15 protein-coding genes are annotated in these 15,002 nt (G+C 71.9%); 7 read left to right on the top strand and 8 right to left on the bottom strand.

Annotated features, from left to right (window positions below):
- Positions 1-50: 50 nt before the first annotated feature.
- Both OG435_RS28305 and OG435_RS28300 read left to right on the top strand, forming a co-directional pair.
- Positions 51-857, top strand: a complete 807-nt coding sequence (locus OG435_RS28305; protein WP_266880758.1) for a purine-nucleoside phosphorylase — start codon at positions 51-53, stop codon at positions 855-857.
- A 39-nt stretch (positions 858-896) separates the two neighbouring features.
- Positions 897-2,558: a phospho-sugar mutase gene (locus OG435_RS28300; protein ID WP_266880757.1), complete on the top strand. Its 1,662-nt coding sequence runs from the start codon at positions 897-899 to the stop codon at positions 2,556-2,558.
- A gap of 125 nt (positions 2,559-2,683) precedes the next feature.
- Here the strand turns inward: OG435_RS28300 and OG435_RS28295 are convergent, their stop codons facing one another.
- From OG435_RS28295 to afsQ1, 3 genes are read right to left on the bottom strand one after another with little or no spacing between them, the layout of a single operon-like run.
- Entirely contained in the window at positions 2,684-3,427 is a 744-nt protein-coding gene (locus OG435_RS28295) for a hypothetical protein (RefSeq protein ID WP_266880756.1), read from the bottom strand.
- On the bottom strand, positions 3,405-4,895 hold the full coding sequence (locus OG435_RS28290) for a sensor histidine kinase (RefSeq protein ID WP_266880755.1): 1,491 nt from the start codon (positions 4,893-4,895) through the stop codon (positions 3,405-3,407). Before OG435_RS28290 ends, OG435_RS28295 begins: the two co-directional genes overlap by 23 nt.
- Positions 4,892-5,569, bottom strand: a complete 678-nt coding sequence (afsQ1, locus tag OG435_RS28285) for a two-component system response regulator AfsQ1 (RefSeq protein ID WP_254382550.1) — start codon at positions 5,567-5,569, stop codon at positions 4,892-4,894. The genes OG435_RS28290 and afsQ1 overlap by 4 nt, the downstream gene beginning before the upstream one ends.
- A gap of 187 nt (positions 5,570-5,756) precedes the next feature.
- Here afsQ1 and OG435_RS28280 point away from each other — a divergent pair, with 187 nt between their 5' ends.
- Entirely contained in the window at positions 5,757-6,476 is a 720-nt protein-coding gene (locus tag OG435_RS28280) for a SigE family RNA polymerase sigma factor (protein WP_266880754.1), read from the top strand.
- A gap of 128 nt (positions 6,477-6,604) precedes the next feature.
- Here OG435_RS28280 and OG435_RS28275 read toward each other — a convergent pair whose 3' ends face one another.
- Both OG435_RS28275 and OG435_RS28270 read right to left on the bottom strand, forming a co-directional pair.
- Positions 6,605-7,237 carry a uridine kinase family protein gene (locus OG435_RS28275; RefSeq protein WP_266880753.1) on the bottom strand — a complete coding sequence of 211 codons (633 nt, stop codon included), beginning with the start codon at positions 7,235-7,237 and terminating at the stop codon, positions 6,605-6,607.
- A gap of 55 nt (positions 7,238-7,292) precedes the next feature.
- Positions 7,293-8,495, bottom strand: a complete 1,203-nt coding sequence (locus tag OG435_RS28270) for an RNA-guided endonuclease InsQ/TnpB family protein (protein ID WP_266880752.1) — start codon at positions 8,493-8,495, stop codon at positions 7,293-7,295.
- 163 nt (positions 8,496-8,658) lie between these two features.
- Here OG435_RS28270 and OG435_RS28265 point away from each other — a divergent pair, with 163 nt between their 5' ends.
- Complete coding sequence (locus OG435_RS28265) at positions 8,659-9,015, top strand: hypothetical protein (protein ID WP_266880751.1); 357 nt, start codon at positions 8,659-8,661, stop codon at positions 9,013-9,015.
- A 62-nt stretch (positions 9,016-9,077) separates the two neighbouring features.
- Here OG435_RS28265 and OG435_RS28260 read toward each other — a convergent pair whose 3' ends face one another.
- From OG435_RS28260 to deoC, 3 genes are read right to left on the bottom strand one after another with little or no spacing between them, the layout of a single operon-like run.
- Entirely contained in the window at positions 9,078-9,980 is a 903-nt protein-coding gene (locus tag OG435_RS28260) for an aldehyde dehydrogenase family protein (RefSeq protein WP_266880750.1), read from the bottom strand.
- Positions 9,973-11,409 (bottom strand): aldehyde dehydrogenase family protein, encoded by a 1,437-nt coding sequence (locus tag OG435_RS28255; protein ID WP_266880749.1) that lies wholly within the window; start codon positions 11,407-11,409, stop codon positions 9,973-9,975. The genes OG435_RS28260 and OG435_RS28255 overlap by 8 nt, the downstream gene beginning before the upstream one ends.
- A gap of 5 nt (positions 11,410-11,414) precedes the next feature.
- Entirely contained in the window at positions 11,415-12,377 is a 963-nt protein-coding gene (deoC, locus tag OG435_RS28250) for a deoxyribose-phosphate aldolase (RefSeq protein ID WP_266882145.1), read from the bottom strand.
- 245 nt (positions 12,378-12,622) lie between these two features.
- Here deoC and OG435_RS28245 point away from each other — a divergent pair, with 245 nt between their 5' ends.
- The 3 genes from OG435_RS28245 (at position 12,623) to OG435_RS28235 (ending at position 14,926) form a co-directional block, all read left to right on the top strand.
- A complete protein-coding gene (locus OG435_RS28245) occupies positions 12,623-13,567 on the top strand; it encodes a hypothetical protein (RefSeq protein WP_266880748.1) in 945 nt (314 codons plus the stop codon).
- Between the two features lie 83 nt (positions 13,568-13,650).
- Positions 13,651-14,283 carry a class F sortase gene (locus OG435_RS28240; RefSeq protein ID WP_266880747.1) on the top strand — a complete coding sequence of 211 codons (633 nt, stop codon included), beginning with the start codon at positions 13,651-13,653 and terminating at the stop codon, positions 14,281-14,283.
- A gap of 25 nt (positions 14,284-14,308) precedes the next feature.
- Complete coding sequence (locus OG435_RS28235; protein WP_266880746.1) at positions 14,309-14,926, top strand: PH domain-containing protein; 618 nt, start codon at positions 14,309-14,311, stop codon at positions 14,924-14,926.
- Positions 14,927-15,002 lie beyond the last annotated feature (76 nt).

The following is a 15,002-nucleotide window of genomic DNA, read 5'->3' as shown; positions in this document are numbered from 1 at the left end:
TGAGCGGTGCCATCTACGCGCGTAGGCCGAGAGCGGCTACGCTCTTCCGCGTGAACGCATCTGTTACCGACCCCTTCGCCGCCGCCGACGCCGCCGCCGCCCGCCTGCGCGAACTGACCGGCGCCGAGACCCACGACGTCGCCCTCGTGATGGGCTCCGGCTGGGCCCCCGCCGCGGAGGCGCTCGGCGCGCCCGAGGCCGAGTTCCCGGTCACCGAGCTGCCCGGCTTCCCGCCCCCCGCCGTCGAGGGCCACGGCGGCAAGATCCGCTCGTACAAGATCGGCGACAAGCGCGCGCTGCTCTTCCTCGGCCGGACCCACTACTACGAGGGCCGCGGCGTCGCCGCCGTCGCCCACGGCGTGCGCACGGCCGTCGCCGCCGGCTGCAAGACCATCGTCCTGACCAACGGCTGCGGTGGCCTGCGCGAGGGCATGAAGCCCGGCCAGCCGGTCCTGATCAGCGACCACCTGAACCTCACGGCCACCTCGCCGATCGTCGGCGCGAACTTCGTGGACCTCACCGACCTGTACTCGCCGCGCCTGCGCGCGATGTGCAAGGAGATCGACGAGACCCTCGAAGAGGGCGTCTACGTGCAGTTCCCCGGCCCGCACTACGAGACCCCGGCCGAGATCAACATGATCCGCGTCATGGGCGCCGACCTGGTCGGCATGTCCACCGTGCTCGAGGCCATCGCCGCCCGTGAGGCCGGCGCCGAGGTGCTCGGCATCTCGCTGGTCACCAACCTCGCGGCGGGCCTCTCCGGCGAGCCGCTGAACCACGAAGAGGTGCTCCAGGCCGGCCGCGACTCGGCCTCGCGCATGGGCAAGCTGCTGACCCAGGTCCTCGCCGGGATCTGAACGAGCGACCCGACCGACCGACGAGAGGTAGTGCAGGACGTGCAGGACGATCTGATCGCACGGGCGCAGGCCTGGCTGGCCGAGGACCCGGACCCGGAGACGGCCGACGAGCTCGCGAAGCTCATCGAAGCGTCGGCGGACGCCAAGGTCGCGGCCGAGCTGGCGGACCGCTTCTCCGGCATGCTGCAGTTCGGCACCGCCGGACTCCGCGGCGAGCTGGGCGCGGGCCCGATGCGGATGAACCGCAACGTGGTCATCCGCGCCGCGGCGGGCCTCGCCGCCTACCTCAAGGCCCAGGGCCACGCCGGCGGCCTGGTCGTCGTCGGCTACGACGCCCGCTACAAGTCGGCCGACTTCGCCCGCGACACGGCCGCGGTGATGACCGGCGCCGGGCTGCGCGCCGCCGTCCTGCCCCGTCCGCTGCCGACGCCCGTCCTCGCGTACGCCATAAGGCACCTGGGCGCCGTCGCCGGCGTCGAGGTGACCGCGAGCCACAACCCGCCCCGGGACAACGGCTACAAGGTCTACCTCGGCGACGGTTCACAGATCGTCTCCCCGGCCGACGCGGAGATCGCCGCGCAGATCGACGCGATCGCCGCGCTGGCCGACGTACCGCGGGCCGAGGACGGCTGGCAGGACCTCGGCGACGAGGTCCTGGAGGCCTACCTGGCCCGCACCGACGCCGTCCTGACCCCCGGGTCCCCCCGGGGCGTGCGGACCGTCTACACGGCCATGCACGGCGTCGGCAAGGACGTGGTCCTGGCCGCCTTCGCCCGCGCCGGCTTCCCGGCCCCGGTCCTGGTGGCCGAGCAGGCGGAGCCGGACCCGGCCTTCCCGACGGTGGCCTTCCCCAACCCGGAGGAGCCGGGCGCGATGGATCTGTCCTTCGCGACGGCCGCCCGCGTCGACCCCGACATCGTGATCGCCAACGACCCGGACGCCGACCGCTGCGCGGTGGCCGTCCCGGACACCTCCGCGGCCTCCGGCTGGCGGATGCTGCGCGGCGACGAGGTCGGCGCGCTGCTCGCCGCCCACCTCGTGCACAAGGGGGCGCGGGGCGTCTTCGCCGAGTCCATCGTCTCCTCCTCCCTCCTGGGACGGATCGCGGAGGCCGCGGGCGTCGGCTACGAGGAGACCCTGACGGGCTTCAAGTGGATCTCCCGCGTCGAGGGCCTGCGCTACGGGTACGAGGAGGCGCTCGGCTACTGCGTGGACCCCGAGGGCGTCCGCGACAAGGACGGCGTCACGGCCGCCCTGCTCGTCGCGGAGCTGGCCTCGGAGCTCAAGGAGCAGGGCCGGACCCTGACCGACCTGCTGGACGACCTGGCGATGGAGCACGGCCTGCACGCCACCGACCAGCTGTCGTTCCGCGTGGAGGACCTGTCGGTCATCGCCTCGGCGATGGCGGCGCTGCGCGCGGAGCCCCCGGTCTCGCTGGCGGGCCTGCGGGTCACCTCGGCGGAGGACCTGAACGAGGGCACGGCGACGCTCCCGCCCACGGACGGGCTGCGCTACTACCTGGAGGGCGACTACAAGGCCCGGGTGATCGTCCGCCCGTCCGGCACGGAGCCCAAGCTGAAGTGCTACCTGGAGGTCGTGGTCCCGGTGGCGGAGGCCTCGGACCTGCTCCCGGCCCGCGCCCGCGGCCAGGAGGTCCTGGACGCGATCAAGAAGGACCTCGCGGCGGCGGCCGGCATCTGATCCTTCACGCGCCGCTCGCACCGCTGCGCGGGCGTCGCGCCGCTGCGCCGGACTCCGTCCGGCGACGCACCGGGCAGTACCAAGGCCCCCCGAGCCGCTGCTCGGGGGGCCTTCGTCGTACCGGGTCAGGAAGCCGAGGGCGCCGGAGTGGGCGTCGGCCGGACCACGTCGCCCAGGGTCGCGACCGACTCCGGGCGGGAGCGGACGGCGTCCGTGCACTCCCAGGCCCTCGGCGGATCCGCGTCGGGACCGCCCAGGACCACCGGGCCCGGCCCCGCCGACAGCACGTCGGTCTCCGCGAGCGTGCACACCAGCTGCGACAGCGCCACCGGGGGCAGGTCCTCGGGCTTGCGGCTCAGCCGCACCGTGCCCGCAGGATCGCCCGCCCGCGGCGCCGAGGCCGTCAGCGTCGCCGGTACCTCGGTCGTGAAGCCGGCCTCCCGCTCCTCCGCCGACGGCTCCCGCTGGAGCATCTCCAGCAGGGCCTGGGTGACGAGCACCGCCACGTCCCGCGCGGGCTGCTTCTCCGGCAGCGGCACCACCCGCTGGACGCCCACCAGCTGCGCCCCGCAGACAAGTTCCACCGTGGCCCGGACGCCCTGCACTCCGCCCGTTCCCGACGACGCGGTACCCGCCGGGGTCTTGCAGGAGACCCGCGAGGGCGCCGGTCCCACGTCCACCGGCACGGTGGTCGCCCGGATCCCGCAGCCCGTCAGGACGCCCAGGGACAACAGGCCCAGGGCCACCACGACGGCCGTCGTACCGAGCGTCGCGCCGAGCACCACACCGCGCCTCGCGCTCCCGCGCAGCACGGTCCCGCTCCCCGGCGTCCCGCGCTCCGCCGCCCTACGCCTCGTCGTCGCCACCACCGGCGATCACCTTCCCCACGTCCACCGGCAGCCGCAGCGTGAACAGCGCACCGCCCTGCGCCCCGTTCTCCGCGGTGATGTCGCCGCCGTGGATGTGCGCGTTCTCCATCGCGATGGACAGGCCGAGCCCGCTGCCGTCCGACTTCGGCCGCGACGCGCTCGCCTTGTAGAACCGGTCGAAGACGTGCGGCAGTACGGCCTCGGGGATGCCCGGCCCGTTGTCCCGTACGGCGATCACCAGCCAGTCCCCCTCCACCCGGATGGAGACCCGCACCGGCGATCCGCCGTGCTTGAGCGCGTTGCCGATCAGATTGGCGAGGATCACGTCGAGCCGCCGCGGGTCGAGCCGCGCCACGATCCCGCGCTCCGCGTCGATTTCGACCGCGTCGAGCCACGCCCGTGTGTCGATGCACGCCGTCACCTGGTCGGCGACGTCCACGTCGTCCAGCACGAGGCGCGCCGTGCCCGCGTCGAAGCGGGTGACCTCCATGAGGTTCTCCACGAGGTCGTTCAGCCGCCTGGTCTCGCTCACGACCAGGCCCACCGCCGGTGCGATCATCGGATCGAGGAACTCGACCTCGTCTTCCAGCACCTCGGCGACCGCCGTCAGCGCCGTCAGCGGCGTGCGCAGTTCGTGGGACATGTCCGCGACGAACCGCCGGCTGGACTCCTCCCGCGCGCTCATGTCGGCGACCTTCTTCTCCAGCGCCTCCGCCGTCTTGTTGAAGGTGTGGGCCAGGTCGGCGAGTTCGTCCGTCCCCGACACCTCCAGCCGGTGGTCCAGCTCCCCTTCGCCGAGCCGCCGCGCCGCGTCGCCGAGCCGCTGCACGGGCCGCAGCACCGTACGGGCGGCGGCCTGCGCGAGCAGCGCCGACCCGAGCAGTGCGAGCCCGGTGGCGATGGTCAGCGACCAGGCCAGGGCGTTGAGGTCGTCGCGCTCCTGGGCGAGGGACTTGTACATGTAGCCGGTCGGGCCGCCGCCCACGATCCGGGTGCCGCCGACCAGGTACGGGTTCCCGTTCGGCTTCGTGCGCTGCCAGTACACGTGGTACGCGGCGTCGTTGGCCGAGGTGGTCTTCTGCCGGTCGTCCACGGCGTGCTGGAGCGACTTCGGTACGTCGGCCAGCGAGAAGGCGTCGGGACCGGCCGTACCGGACACCTTGCGGCCGTTCTTCTCGTCGACCAGCAGCACGCTGTAGCCGGGGCTGCTGCCCGCCATCATCTCGGCGGTGTGCTGCAGCTCCTCCTGCGTCGGGTCGGCGGGCAGGGCCGCGGCCCGGTTCTGCATCTCCTGCCGGAAGTCGCCGAGGGCGGCGTCCTGGGTCCGGGTCAGGACGGCCTCGCGGTTGAGCCAGTAAGCGATCCCGGACGCGGAGACGGCGGCCGTCAGCGCGACCAGTGCGAACACGACGAGGAGCCGCAGCCGCAGGCTGGTCCAGCGCCGGCCCGCGAACAGGGCTCGGATCACTGCGGGGAGTCCAGCCGGTAGCCGACGCCCCGCACGGTACGGATCAGGGTCGGCGACGAGGGCACTTCCTCGACCTTGGCGCGCAGCCGCTGCACGCAGGCGTCGACGAGGCGCGAGTCACCGAGGTAGTCGTGCTCCCACACCAGCCGCAGCAGTTGCTGGCGCGAGAGCGCCTGGCCGGGACGGCGGCTGAGCTCCAGGAGCAGCCGCAGCTCGGTCGGGGTGAGCTGGAGGTCCTCGCCGTTCTTGGTCACCGTCATGGCGGAGCGGTCGATGACCAGCGGGCCGAAGACCGCGGTGTCGGTGGACTCGCGCTCGCCGCGGCGCAGCACCGCCCGGATGCGGGCGTCGAGCACCCGCCCCTGCACGGGCTTGACGACGTAGTCGTCGGCTCCCGACTCCAGGCCGACGACCACGTCGATGTCGTCGTTGCGCGCGGTGAGCAGGATGATCGGCAGCTGGTCGGTGCGGCGGATGCGCCGGCACACCTCGAAGCCGTCGATGCCGGGCAGCATGACGTCGAGCACGATCAGGTCGGGCCGCTGCTCGCGCAGCAGTTTGAGGCCGTCCTCGCCCGTCGCCGCGGTGGCCACACGGTGGCCCTGGCGTGACAGGGAGAGTTCGAGGGCCGTGCGGATGGCGTCGTCGTCCTCGATGAGCAACAGGAAAGGCACGCGCTCATTCTGTCCCATCGCCCCGCGGGACTTCGACCTCCGGGGGCCTCCAATCCCGCCGCGGCCCCGACCCCGCCCCACCCGGACCCTGTGACAGGCCTGTGACAGTCGAAGGACACCCCGGTTATGTCGGCCGGGCAGTCTTCTAGGCAACGGACCAGACAGACTCCACGACGGGGGGCGCGAGATGAACACGCTGCACAGCCTCAACACCAGCGCGATTGTCACGCGGCTGCACGATGTGAACCGCCGCACGGCAATCCGTACGGCGACGGCCCCTTCCCGGCGGCCGGCGCACGTGGTGGCCATCGACGCGAAGACCTACGAGCGCCCCTCCGTCCCCGCCCAGCGCACGCCGGGCTCCGCGGACGTCCCGGACTCCTCCAACGAAGCCGAGTTCACGGCGTACGTCCAGGAGCGGCGGGCCGCCCTCTACGCGACGGCCTTCCACCTGACCGGCGACCGCTACGAGGCCGAGGACCTGCTGCAGACCGCGCTGTTCTCCACGTACCGCGCCTGGGACCGCATCAGCGACAAGGCCGCCGTCGGCGGGTACCTGCGCCGCACGATGACGAACCTGCACATCAGCGCCTGGCGCCGGCGCAAGCTCAACGAGTACCCGACGGAAGAGCTGCCGGAGACGGCCTCGGACACGGACGCCATGGGCGGTACGGAGCTGCGCGCCGTGCTGTGGCAGGCGCTCACCCGCATCCCGGAGCCGCAGCGCACGATGCTGGTGCTCCGGTACTACGAGGGCCGAACGGACCCGGAGATCGCGGAGATCCTCGGCATCAGCGTCGGCACGGTGAAGTCGAGCATCTGGCGCTCCCTGCGCCGCATGCGCGAGGACGAGGCGCTGAGCTTCGGCCGCGACGAGGCGGAGTCCTTCGAGGACCTGGTCGCGTAACGGCGGCCGGTACACAAAGACCATCGGGCCAGGGGGCCCGTCCTGCGGGGGTGGGACGGGGGCCACGGGGGAAAAAGGCGGGATCACGCGGCCGGGGGTCCGCGGGGTCCCGCCTTTTCACGTTGCCGCTACGCCGGGATCGCGGCCCGGTGACGCCCCGCAGCGGCGGCGGCCAGGCGGCCGAGCGCCTCGTCGCGGCCGCAGGCGTGAGCCCCCAGCGCGGTGTGCCGGGCCACGATGCCCCGCTCGGCCCGCATCAGCCGCCAGCCGCGTCGCAGGAGCATCGGCACCGACTTGCGGCCCTCGCGCAGGTCACGGGCCAGGCGCCGCCGGAAGGTGGTGCTGGGCCGCCCGCGCAGGCAGATCGCGTCCGCCAGCAGCCCCAGCTCCTGGCACCGCACCGCGATGTCCGCCGCGAAGATCCCCTCGGCGATGAACAGCGGGGTGCGGGAGATGTCCAGCGCCTCGGTGCCGGTCCGCGAGGAGGTGGCGATGTCGTAGACCGGAACCTCGGTCCGCCCGGCCGCGCACAGCTCGGCGATCGCGGCCACGGCCGCCTCCGCGTCCCAGGACAGCGGGGAGTCCCAGTCGATGTCGGCGCTGCCCTCGACCCGCGGGAGGGTGAGGTCGTCGCCGTCCTTGTAGAAGTCGTCCAGGCGCAGCACGGGCAACCCGGAACGGGCCGCCAACGAGGACTTGCCGGAGCCCGAGGGCCCGGTCAGCAGGACGACACGCGTAGGCAAAGGAGAGGAACAGCTCACGGAACAACAGTTTGACTCCTCCCCCTCCCAAAGACAAAAGACGGGGAATCCTGGCTCACGCAGCCTGGCGGCCCGGCGGGCCGGCAGGTCTTCCACGATCAGCGCCAGCCGGGTCGAGTCCTGCCCGGACGAGCATCACGTGTGCGGAGTTCTTGTACCGGGGAGAGACGGCTCCGCACGCGGTGCACGCGTATGTGCGTTCCGACAGCGGCAGTGCGTGCTTGGCTCTCGCTCCGCGCCGCCCGCAGTCCATGGTGGTGTGCGACGGGTGCACCAGGTACAGAACGTGCTGGTGCTTGCGGGCCATATTGATCAGCTCGCGCTTGGTGGCGGAGATCGCCGCATCGGCGGCCTTGCGGGCCATGGCCGACTTGGCGAGGAACTTCGGCCGGAAGTCCTCCACCGCGAGGGCGTCGTGATCGCGGACCACGGACTTCGCCCACTTGCGGCCGGTGTCCTGCCGCTGCCGGGCCACCTTCTTGTGGAGCTTCGCGGTCAGCTTCTTCGCCGCCCGGTAGCCCCTCGACCCGGGCTTGCCCTTCGCCGGCTTCCGTCGGGCCATCGTCCGCTGATAGCGGGCGAGCCCGGCTGCTGCCTTCTTGCCGTACTCGGCGTGGGGGAGGTCGTGCGCGTCACTGGTGGTGGTCGCGGTCTCCTTCACGCCCCAGTCGATCCCGATCACCGCACCCGTTTCCGGGAGCGGCTGCACTTCGGCGGGGATGACGAAGGACGCGTACCAGTGGCCGAGGCTGTCGCGGAAGATCCGTACCGACGACGGATCCACCGGAAGAACCCGGGACCACACCACGGTCAGGGCGATGCCGCCCGCAAGATGGAGACGGCCGTCCCGGATGCGGAAACCTCGGCGGGTGTAGTTGAGACTCGGATCGGCCGCGTACTTCTTCTTGTACGTGGGCATTCCCGCCCGCTGCCGCATCGGCAACCCGGCCTTGATGTCCTTCAGGGCTATGGCGCGGGACTTCTCGAAGTCCCGGATGAGCTGCTGCTGCGGAACGCTGCTGCCGTCGCCCAACCAGGTGATGTGGTTGCGGGCCTCGGTCAGCATTTTGTCCAGCCGGGCCGGACCGCATTTCTCACCCTCGGCGTGGCTCTTCTTCGACCGCGCGGTGCATTCGTTCCAGACCCACCGGCACCGCGCCCACTCAGCCGACAGCTTGACGAGCGCGGTCGACGATACGCGAAGCCGGTAGGTGAACCGAGCGTACCCGGGCTCCTCGACTTCGGTCGGCGCCTTCATGCCGCGAACGTAACGGCGTGATGCGTCGCCTTCACTGCGATCTCCCAGGGATCTCCTCGAACGAGTGATGGCGCCCAAGTCGAGGTACCGGTGGACGAGCCCGCATCGCTACGCTGCGTGCGCGCACGACTACGTCCCCACACGAGCCCACAGGCGGGAATCCATGGCACGTCACGCGGCCCCCAAAGCCCCCCAACCCAAGGCGCTGCGCTCCGCAGGCCTGACCCTCTCGATGGCCGGCGCGGCCCTGGCGATGGCCGTCGGCGGCGCACAGGCGGGCGAGCTCGACGTTCCGGCGGCCCTGGCGGGCGTCTCCAACCCGATCGCGAACCTCAAGGTGAATCCCCTGGCCCACACCGGTGTGGACCCCCTCGACAACGGCGTCGCCACCAAGGTCGCGGATTTCCCCTCCGTCGGCACCGGCATGGTCACGGGGATCCTGACCCAGGGGCCGTCGGTCGGCGAGCTGCCCACCACGGCGGTCTCCTCGCTGCTCGGACCGGTGCTCCCGAAGCCGTAGGCACGAAGAGGCCCCGGCAGCGCGGGGGACGCTGCCGGGGCCCGTATGCGGGGGAAGGGCTTCTAGTAGGAAGACCCGCCCGCGCCCAGCGACCCGGTCGGGTGCCAGACGGTCTTGGTCTCCAGGAACGCCGTCATGCGCGCCGTGCCCGGGTCCGCGCTCCAGTCGTCCACAGGCTGTGGACGCAGGACGCGCTTGAGGTTGTCCGCGGCCGCGATCTCCAGCTCCTTGGCCAGCGCCTCGCCGGCGCCCGCCAGGTCGATCGCGTTGACGTCCTGGTGGGAGGCCAGGTGCGGGCCCATCTCGGCGGCCTTGCCGGACAGGATGTTGACGACGCCGCCGGGCAGGTCGGAGGTGGCCAGTACCTCGCCGAGGGAGAGCGCCGGGAGCGGCGCCTTCTCGGAGGCGATGACGACGACCGTGTTGCCGGTGGCGATCACCGGGGCGATCACGGAGACCAGCCCCAGGAAGGACGAGTCCTGCGGGGCCACGACCGTGACCACACCCGTCGGCTCCGGGGTGGAGAGGTTGAAGAAGGGACCCGCGACCGGGTTGGCCCCGCCCACGATCTGGCCGATCTTGTCGGTCCAGCCCGCGTACCAGACCCAGCGGTCGATCGCCGCGTCGACGACGGCCGCGGCCTTCGTCTTGGACAGGCCCTCGGCCTCGCCGACCTCGCGGACGAACTGCTCGCGGCGGCCCTCCAGCATCTCGGCGACGCGGTAGAGGATCTGGCCGCGGTTGTACGCGGTCGCGCCCGACCAGCCGCCGAAGGCCTTGCGTGCGGCGACGACCGCGTCACGGGCGTCCTTGCGGGAGGACAGCGGGGCGTTGGCCAGCCACTTGCCCTTCGAGTCAGTCACCTCGTACACCCGGCCGCTCTCGGAGCGGGGGAACTTGCCCCCGACGTACAGCTTGTAGGTCTTGAAGACGCTCAGACGCGCCTGCGTCGACGACTCAGACATCGAGGTACCCCTCCAGGCCGTGACGGCCGCCTTCGCGCCCGAAGCCCGATTCCTTGTAGCCGCCGAAGGGCGAGGTCGGGTCGAACTTGTTGAACGTGTTGGCCCACACCACACCCGCGCGGAGCTTGTTGGCCACCGCGAGGATGCGGCTGCCCTTCTCCGTCCAGATGCCGGCGGACAGGCCGTACTGGCTGTTGTTCGCCTTGGCGACGGCCTCGTCGGGCGTACGGAAGGTCAGCACGGACAGCACCGGACCGAAGATCTCGTCACGGGCGACGGTGTGCGACTGGGAGACGTTCGTGAAGAGCGTCGGGGCGAACCAGTAGCCGGCGTTCGGCAGTTCGCACGGCGCCGACCAGCGCTCGGCGCCCTCCGCCTCGCCGGTGTCCGCGAGGGCGGTGATCCGGGCGAGCTGCTCGGCGGAGTTGATCGCGCCGATGTCGGTGTTCTTGTCGAGCGGGTCGCCCAGGCGCAGCGTGGTCAGCCGGCGCTTGAGCGAGTCGATCAGCTCGTCGTGGATCGACTCCTGGACCAGGAGGCGCGAGCCCGCGCAGCAGACCTGGCCCTGGTTGAAGAAGATGCCGCTGACGATGCCCTCGACGGCCTGGTCGATGGGGGCGTCGTCGAAGACGATGTTGGCGCCCTTGCCGCCCAGCTCCAGGGTGAGCTTCTTGGAGGTGCCGGCGACCTGGCGCGCGATGGCCTTGCCGACGGCGGTGGAGCCGGTGAAGGCGACCTTGTTCACGTCCGGGTGCTCGACGAGGGCCGCGCCCGCGTCGCCGAATCCGGGGAGGATGTTGACGACGCCCTTGGGCAGGCCCGCCTGGCGGCAGATGTCCGCGAAGAAGAGCGCGGACAGCGGGGTCGTCTGGGCCGGCTTGAGCACGACGGTGTTGCCGGTGGCGAGCGCCGGGGCGATCTTCCACGCGAGCATCATCAGCGGGAAGTTCCACGGGATGACCTGGCCGGCCACGCCGAGGGGGCGCGGGTTCGCGCCGTAGCCCGCGTGGTCGAGCTTGTCGGCCCAGCCCGCGTAGTAGAAGAAGTGCGCGGCGACGAGCGGGAGGTCCGCGTCGCGGGTCTCCCGGATCGGCTTGCCGTTGTCGAGGGTCTCCAGGACGGCCAGTTCGCGGCTGCGCTCCTGGATGATCCGGGCGATGCGGAAGAGGTACTTGGCGCGCTCGGAGCCGGGCAGCGCGGACCACTTCTCGAAGGCCTTGCGGGCGGCCTTCACGGCGCGGTCCACATCGGCGGTACCGGCCTGCGCGATCTCGGCGAGGACCTCTTCGGAGGCCGGGGAGACGGTCTTGAAGACCTTGCCGTCCGCCGCGTCGGTGAACTCGCCGTCGATGAACAGCCCGTAGGAGGGCGCGATGTCGACGACCGAGCGGGACTCGGGGGCGGGTGCGTACTCGAAAAGCGATGCCATGTCGATCAGTCCACCGTCACGTAGTCGGGACCGGAGTAGCGGCCGGTGCTCAGCTTCTGGCGCTGCATCAACAGGTCGTTGAGCAGGCTGGAGGCTCCGAAGCGGAACCAGTGGTTGGACAGCCAGTCCTCGCCCACGGTCTCGTTGACCAGGACCAGGAACTTGATCGCGTCCTTGGTGGTCCGGATGCCGCCGGCCGGCTTCACGCCGATCTGGATTCCAGTCTGCGCCTTGAAGTCGCGGACGGCTTCGAGCATGAGGAGCGTGTTCGCGGGGGTCGCGTTGACGCCGACCTTGCCGGTGGACGTCTTGATGAAGTCGGCGCCGGCCATCATGCCGATCCAGGAGGCGCGGCGGATGTTGTCGTACGTGGACAGCTCGCCGGTCTCGAAGATCACCTTGAGGCGGGCGGCGCTGCCGTCGGGGCGGACGCAGGCCGCCTTGACGGAGCGGATCAGCTCGTAGGTGTCGAGGTAGCGGCCGGCGAGGAAGGCTCCACGGTCGATGACCATGTCGATCTCGTCGGCGCCGGCGGCCACGGCGTCGGCCGTGTCGGCGAGCTTGACGGGCAGGGCGGCCCGGCCGGCCGGGAAGGCGGTGGCGACGGAGGCGACCTTGACGTCGGCGCCGTTCAGGGCTGCCTTGGCGGTGGCCACCATGTCCGGGTACACGCAGACGGCGGCCGTCATGGGCGTGGTGCGGTCGGTCGGATCGGGGTTGGCGGCCTTGACGGAGAGCGCCCGGACCTTGCCCGGGGTATCCGCGCCTTCCAGCGTCGTCAGGTCGATCATCGAGATGGCGAGGTCGATGGCGTACGCCTTGGCCGTCGTCTTGATCGAGCGGGTGCCGAGGGAGGCCGCGCGGGCCTCCAGGCCGACAGCGTCGACGCCGGGCAGCCCGTGCAGGAAGCGGCGCAGCGCACTGTCGGACGTCGTCACGTCAGCGAATGCGGTGAGGGTGGTGGGCATGGTCACCACATGAGCATATCTACGCGCGTAGCGACCTGTCACCCCCTCCCCCCGATTCATTCGGAATCGGACCCCCCCGTTTGCTGTTACGCGGCCAGGACGGGAAGCAGATCGTCCACACGCACAAGATCCGTAAGTTCTTTCTCAGCAGCCCCGCCACACCTGACCCGGTGAACGAGACCGAACAGACTCAACGCGGCATGCGACTCTCCTCCACTTTCCTCACCCACGCCTCAGGAGTCGTTATGCGTACCGCCCTCCGCACCTCGATCGTCACCGCCGCGCTCGCCGGCGCACTGCTCGCGCCGGCCGCGGGCGCCGCCTTCGCGGCCCCGGCGGCGCCTGCGGCCACTTCGACGAAGGCGGGCGCGTCCCCGGTCCAGAAGATCGACATCGGCGACAACCTGATCGCGTTCGTGAGCAACACCGTGAAGGAGGGGCCCCGCGCCGTGATCCACGTCGTGGAGGACGGCGCGACCAGGCCGAAGCCGCTGGTGTCCCTCGACCGGTCGCACACCAAGGAGAAGATCCAGGGGACGCTCTTCGCCCTCACCCACCTGGAGTCGGCCACCCCGCTCCTCGTCGTGGCCACGGACGGCGGCACCGAGAAGTCCTTCCCGCTGCCGAAGGGCGAGCCCGGCGTCGACTGCCGCTCGGGACTCAAGAAGGTGGACATGGGTGCGGGCGTCATGGCCGAGCTGCGCGTCGCGGAGTACGGTCCGGTGGCCACGCTCCGCACCGCCGGGGACGGCGACGCCCCCTGGGCCACCCTGAGCCGCAAGGAGCCCTCGCTGCCCCAGTCCGCGGGCATCATCGCCCGGATCGTGAACCCCAGCAGCGCCACGCCGGTCTTCGAGTGGAAGACCCAGGGCGGCGACATGCCGATGGGCCGGACCTCGTTCCCCGCGTTCCCCAAGGGGTGCAAGCCGGACTACGAGTTCACCAACGACACGAAGCCCGTCACCCCCAAGCCGAAGCCGTCCGCGAGCGCGTCCACCCCGGCCGGCAACAAGCCGAAGCCCGCGGGCCAGACCAGCGTCGTCCCCAAGGGCGGGGTCGCCGCCGGCGCCGTCGTCCCGGCCGAGGGGACGAGTGACACCGCCACGGTGGCGGCCGGCGTCGGTCTGGTCGCGGCCTTCGGCGCGCTCGGGGCGAGCGCGGTGCTGCGGCGCCGCCGCGCCCAGGGCTGACCCACACCCCTTCCGATCCCCGCTCGCCTCCGGCGGGCCACCCCACGGGTGGCCCGCCGCGGCCCGTTCCGCCGGAGCCCCACATGTCCCGCCGCACCGCCCGCCGCCCGCTGGTCGCCGCCGTGCTCCTCGCCGCCGCGCTGACCGGATGCGGCGGCGCCGCGCCGTCCGCCGCGCCCGGCGCCCCGGCCGCCGCCTCGGCTTCGGCGCCGCCCGCCGTCACCCCCACCTCCGCCCCGGCGGCCCCCGCGACGGCCGCCCCGATGGCCGCCTCCGCGCCCGTACGCGTACGGATCCCCGCGGCCGGGGTCGACGCCTCGCCCCTGCTGTCGCTCGGCCTGGCCGCCGACGGCACCGTCGAGGTGCCCTCGGTGGCCGACGGGGACCGGATCGGCTGGTACGACAAGGGCGTCACCCCCGGCGAGACCGGGCCCGCCGTGCTGATCGGCCACTTCGACACCGCGCGCGGCCCGGCCGTGCTCAAAGACGTCGCCAAGGTCCGCGTCGGCGACGAGGTCACCGTCTCCCGCAAGGACGGGAGCACCGCCGTCTTCCGTGTCCGCGAGCTGGAGCAGGTCGACAAGAAACGATTCCCCACCGACAAGGTCTACGGGAACACCGCCCGCCCCGAGCTGCGCGTGATCACCTGCGGCGGTGAAATCACCGACGGCCACCGCCCCGACAACATCATCTTGTATGCCGATCTCGTGGGGTGAGACGGCTTGAGGCACAATCGGCCGCATGAGCAGCGATCAGCCCACCGAAGAGCCGACGTACGACGACCGGGTCTACCGCTCCCCGATGGCCTCCGTCACCGGGGTGGTGCTGCTGGTGCTGCTCGCGTGGCTCTGCGGTGACTCCGTGGTGCGGGGCTCCGGGAACGTCCCGTGGATCGCCCTCGCCATCGCCCTGTGCGCGGCCCCGCTCATCGTCGCGTTCACGCTCCGTCCGGCCGTCTTCGCCGGCGCCGACCGGATGCGCGTGCGCAACCCCTTCCGGACCATCGAGCTGCCCTGGGCCGCCGTCGACGTCGTGCGCGCCCGGTTCTCCGCCGAGGTGCTGGCGGAGGGGTCGACGTACCAGCTGTGGTCCATCCCGGTCTCCCTGCGGGAGCGCAAGAAGGCCACCCGCCGCCAGGCGGGCCGGCTCGGCGCGGGCAACGGCCAGGGCGGGACGCCGGACCAGGAAGTCCTCCGCGCCACCGCGGACCAGAACGTGGAAGAGCTGCGGGAACTGCAAGAGCGCGGCGCCTCGCGCCCCGGCGCCCAGGGCTCCGTGAAGGTCACCTGGTCGTACGAGATCATCGCGCCCGCCGTGGTCGGCGCGCTCATCCTGATTGTGCTGCTCGCCACGGGCTGACCGGCGGTTTCCCCGGAACCGCGGGCATCGCAACCCGCGTCTCCTCTGGCGTGCACCGTCTCAAGGGCAAGCGTGT

Origin of the sequence: Streptomyces sp. NBC_01264 (genome assembly GCF_026340675.1) — a bacterium.
Classification (GTDB): domain Bacteria; phylum Actinomycetota; class Actinomycetes; order Streptomycetales; family Streptomycetaceae; genus Streptomyces.
The sequence above is the reverse complement of the archived record's forward strand: the minus strand, read 5'-3'. Positions and strand labels throughout refer to the sequence as shown.

What these genes read in the sequence shown, in the direction of transcription:
- OG435_RS28280 (WP_266880754.1), top strand. Translation starts at nt 5,757, where the DNA reads ATGAACACGCTGCACAGCCTCAACACCAGCGCGATTGTCACGCGGCTG.
- OG435_RS28270 (WP_266880752.1), bottom strand. Translation starts at nt 8,495, where the DNA reads ATGAAGGCGCCGACCGAAGTCGAGGAGCCCGGGTACGCTCGGTTCACC.
- OG435_RS28265 (WP_266880751.1), top strand. Translation starts at nt 8,659, where the DNA reads ATGGCACGTCACGCGGCCCCCAAAGCCCCCCAACCCAAGGCGCTGCGC.
- OG435_RS28260 (WP_266880750.1), bottom strand. Translation starts at nt 9,980, where the DNA reads ATGTCTGAGTCGTCGACGCAGGCGCGTCTGAGCGTCTTCAAGACCTAC.
- OG435_RS28255 (WP_266880749.1), bottom strand. Translation starts at nt 11,409, where the DNA reads ATGGCATCGCTTTTCGAGTACGCACCCGCCCCCGAGTCCCGCTCGGTC.
- deoC (WP_266882145.1), bottom strand. Translation starts at nt 12,377, where the DNA reads ATGCCCACCACCCTCACCGCATTCGCTGACGTGACGACGTCCGACAGT.
- OG435_RS28245 (WP_266880748.1), top strand. Translation starts at nt 12,623, where the DNA reads ATGCGTACCGCCCTCCGCACCTCGATCGTCACCGCCGCGCTCGCCGGC.
- OG435_RS28240 (WP_266880747.1), top strand. Translation starts at nt 13,651, where the DNA reads ATGTCCCGCCGCACCGCCCGCCGCCCGCTGGTCGCCGCCGTGCTCCTC.
- OG435_RS28235 (WP_266880746.1), top strand. Translation starts at nt 14,309, where the DNA reads ATGAGCAGCGATCAGCCCACCGAAGAGCCGACGTACGACGACCGGGTC.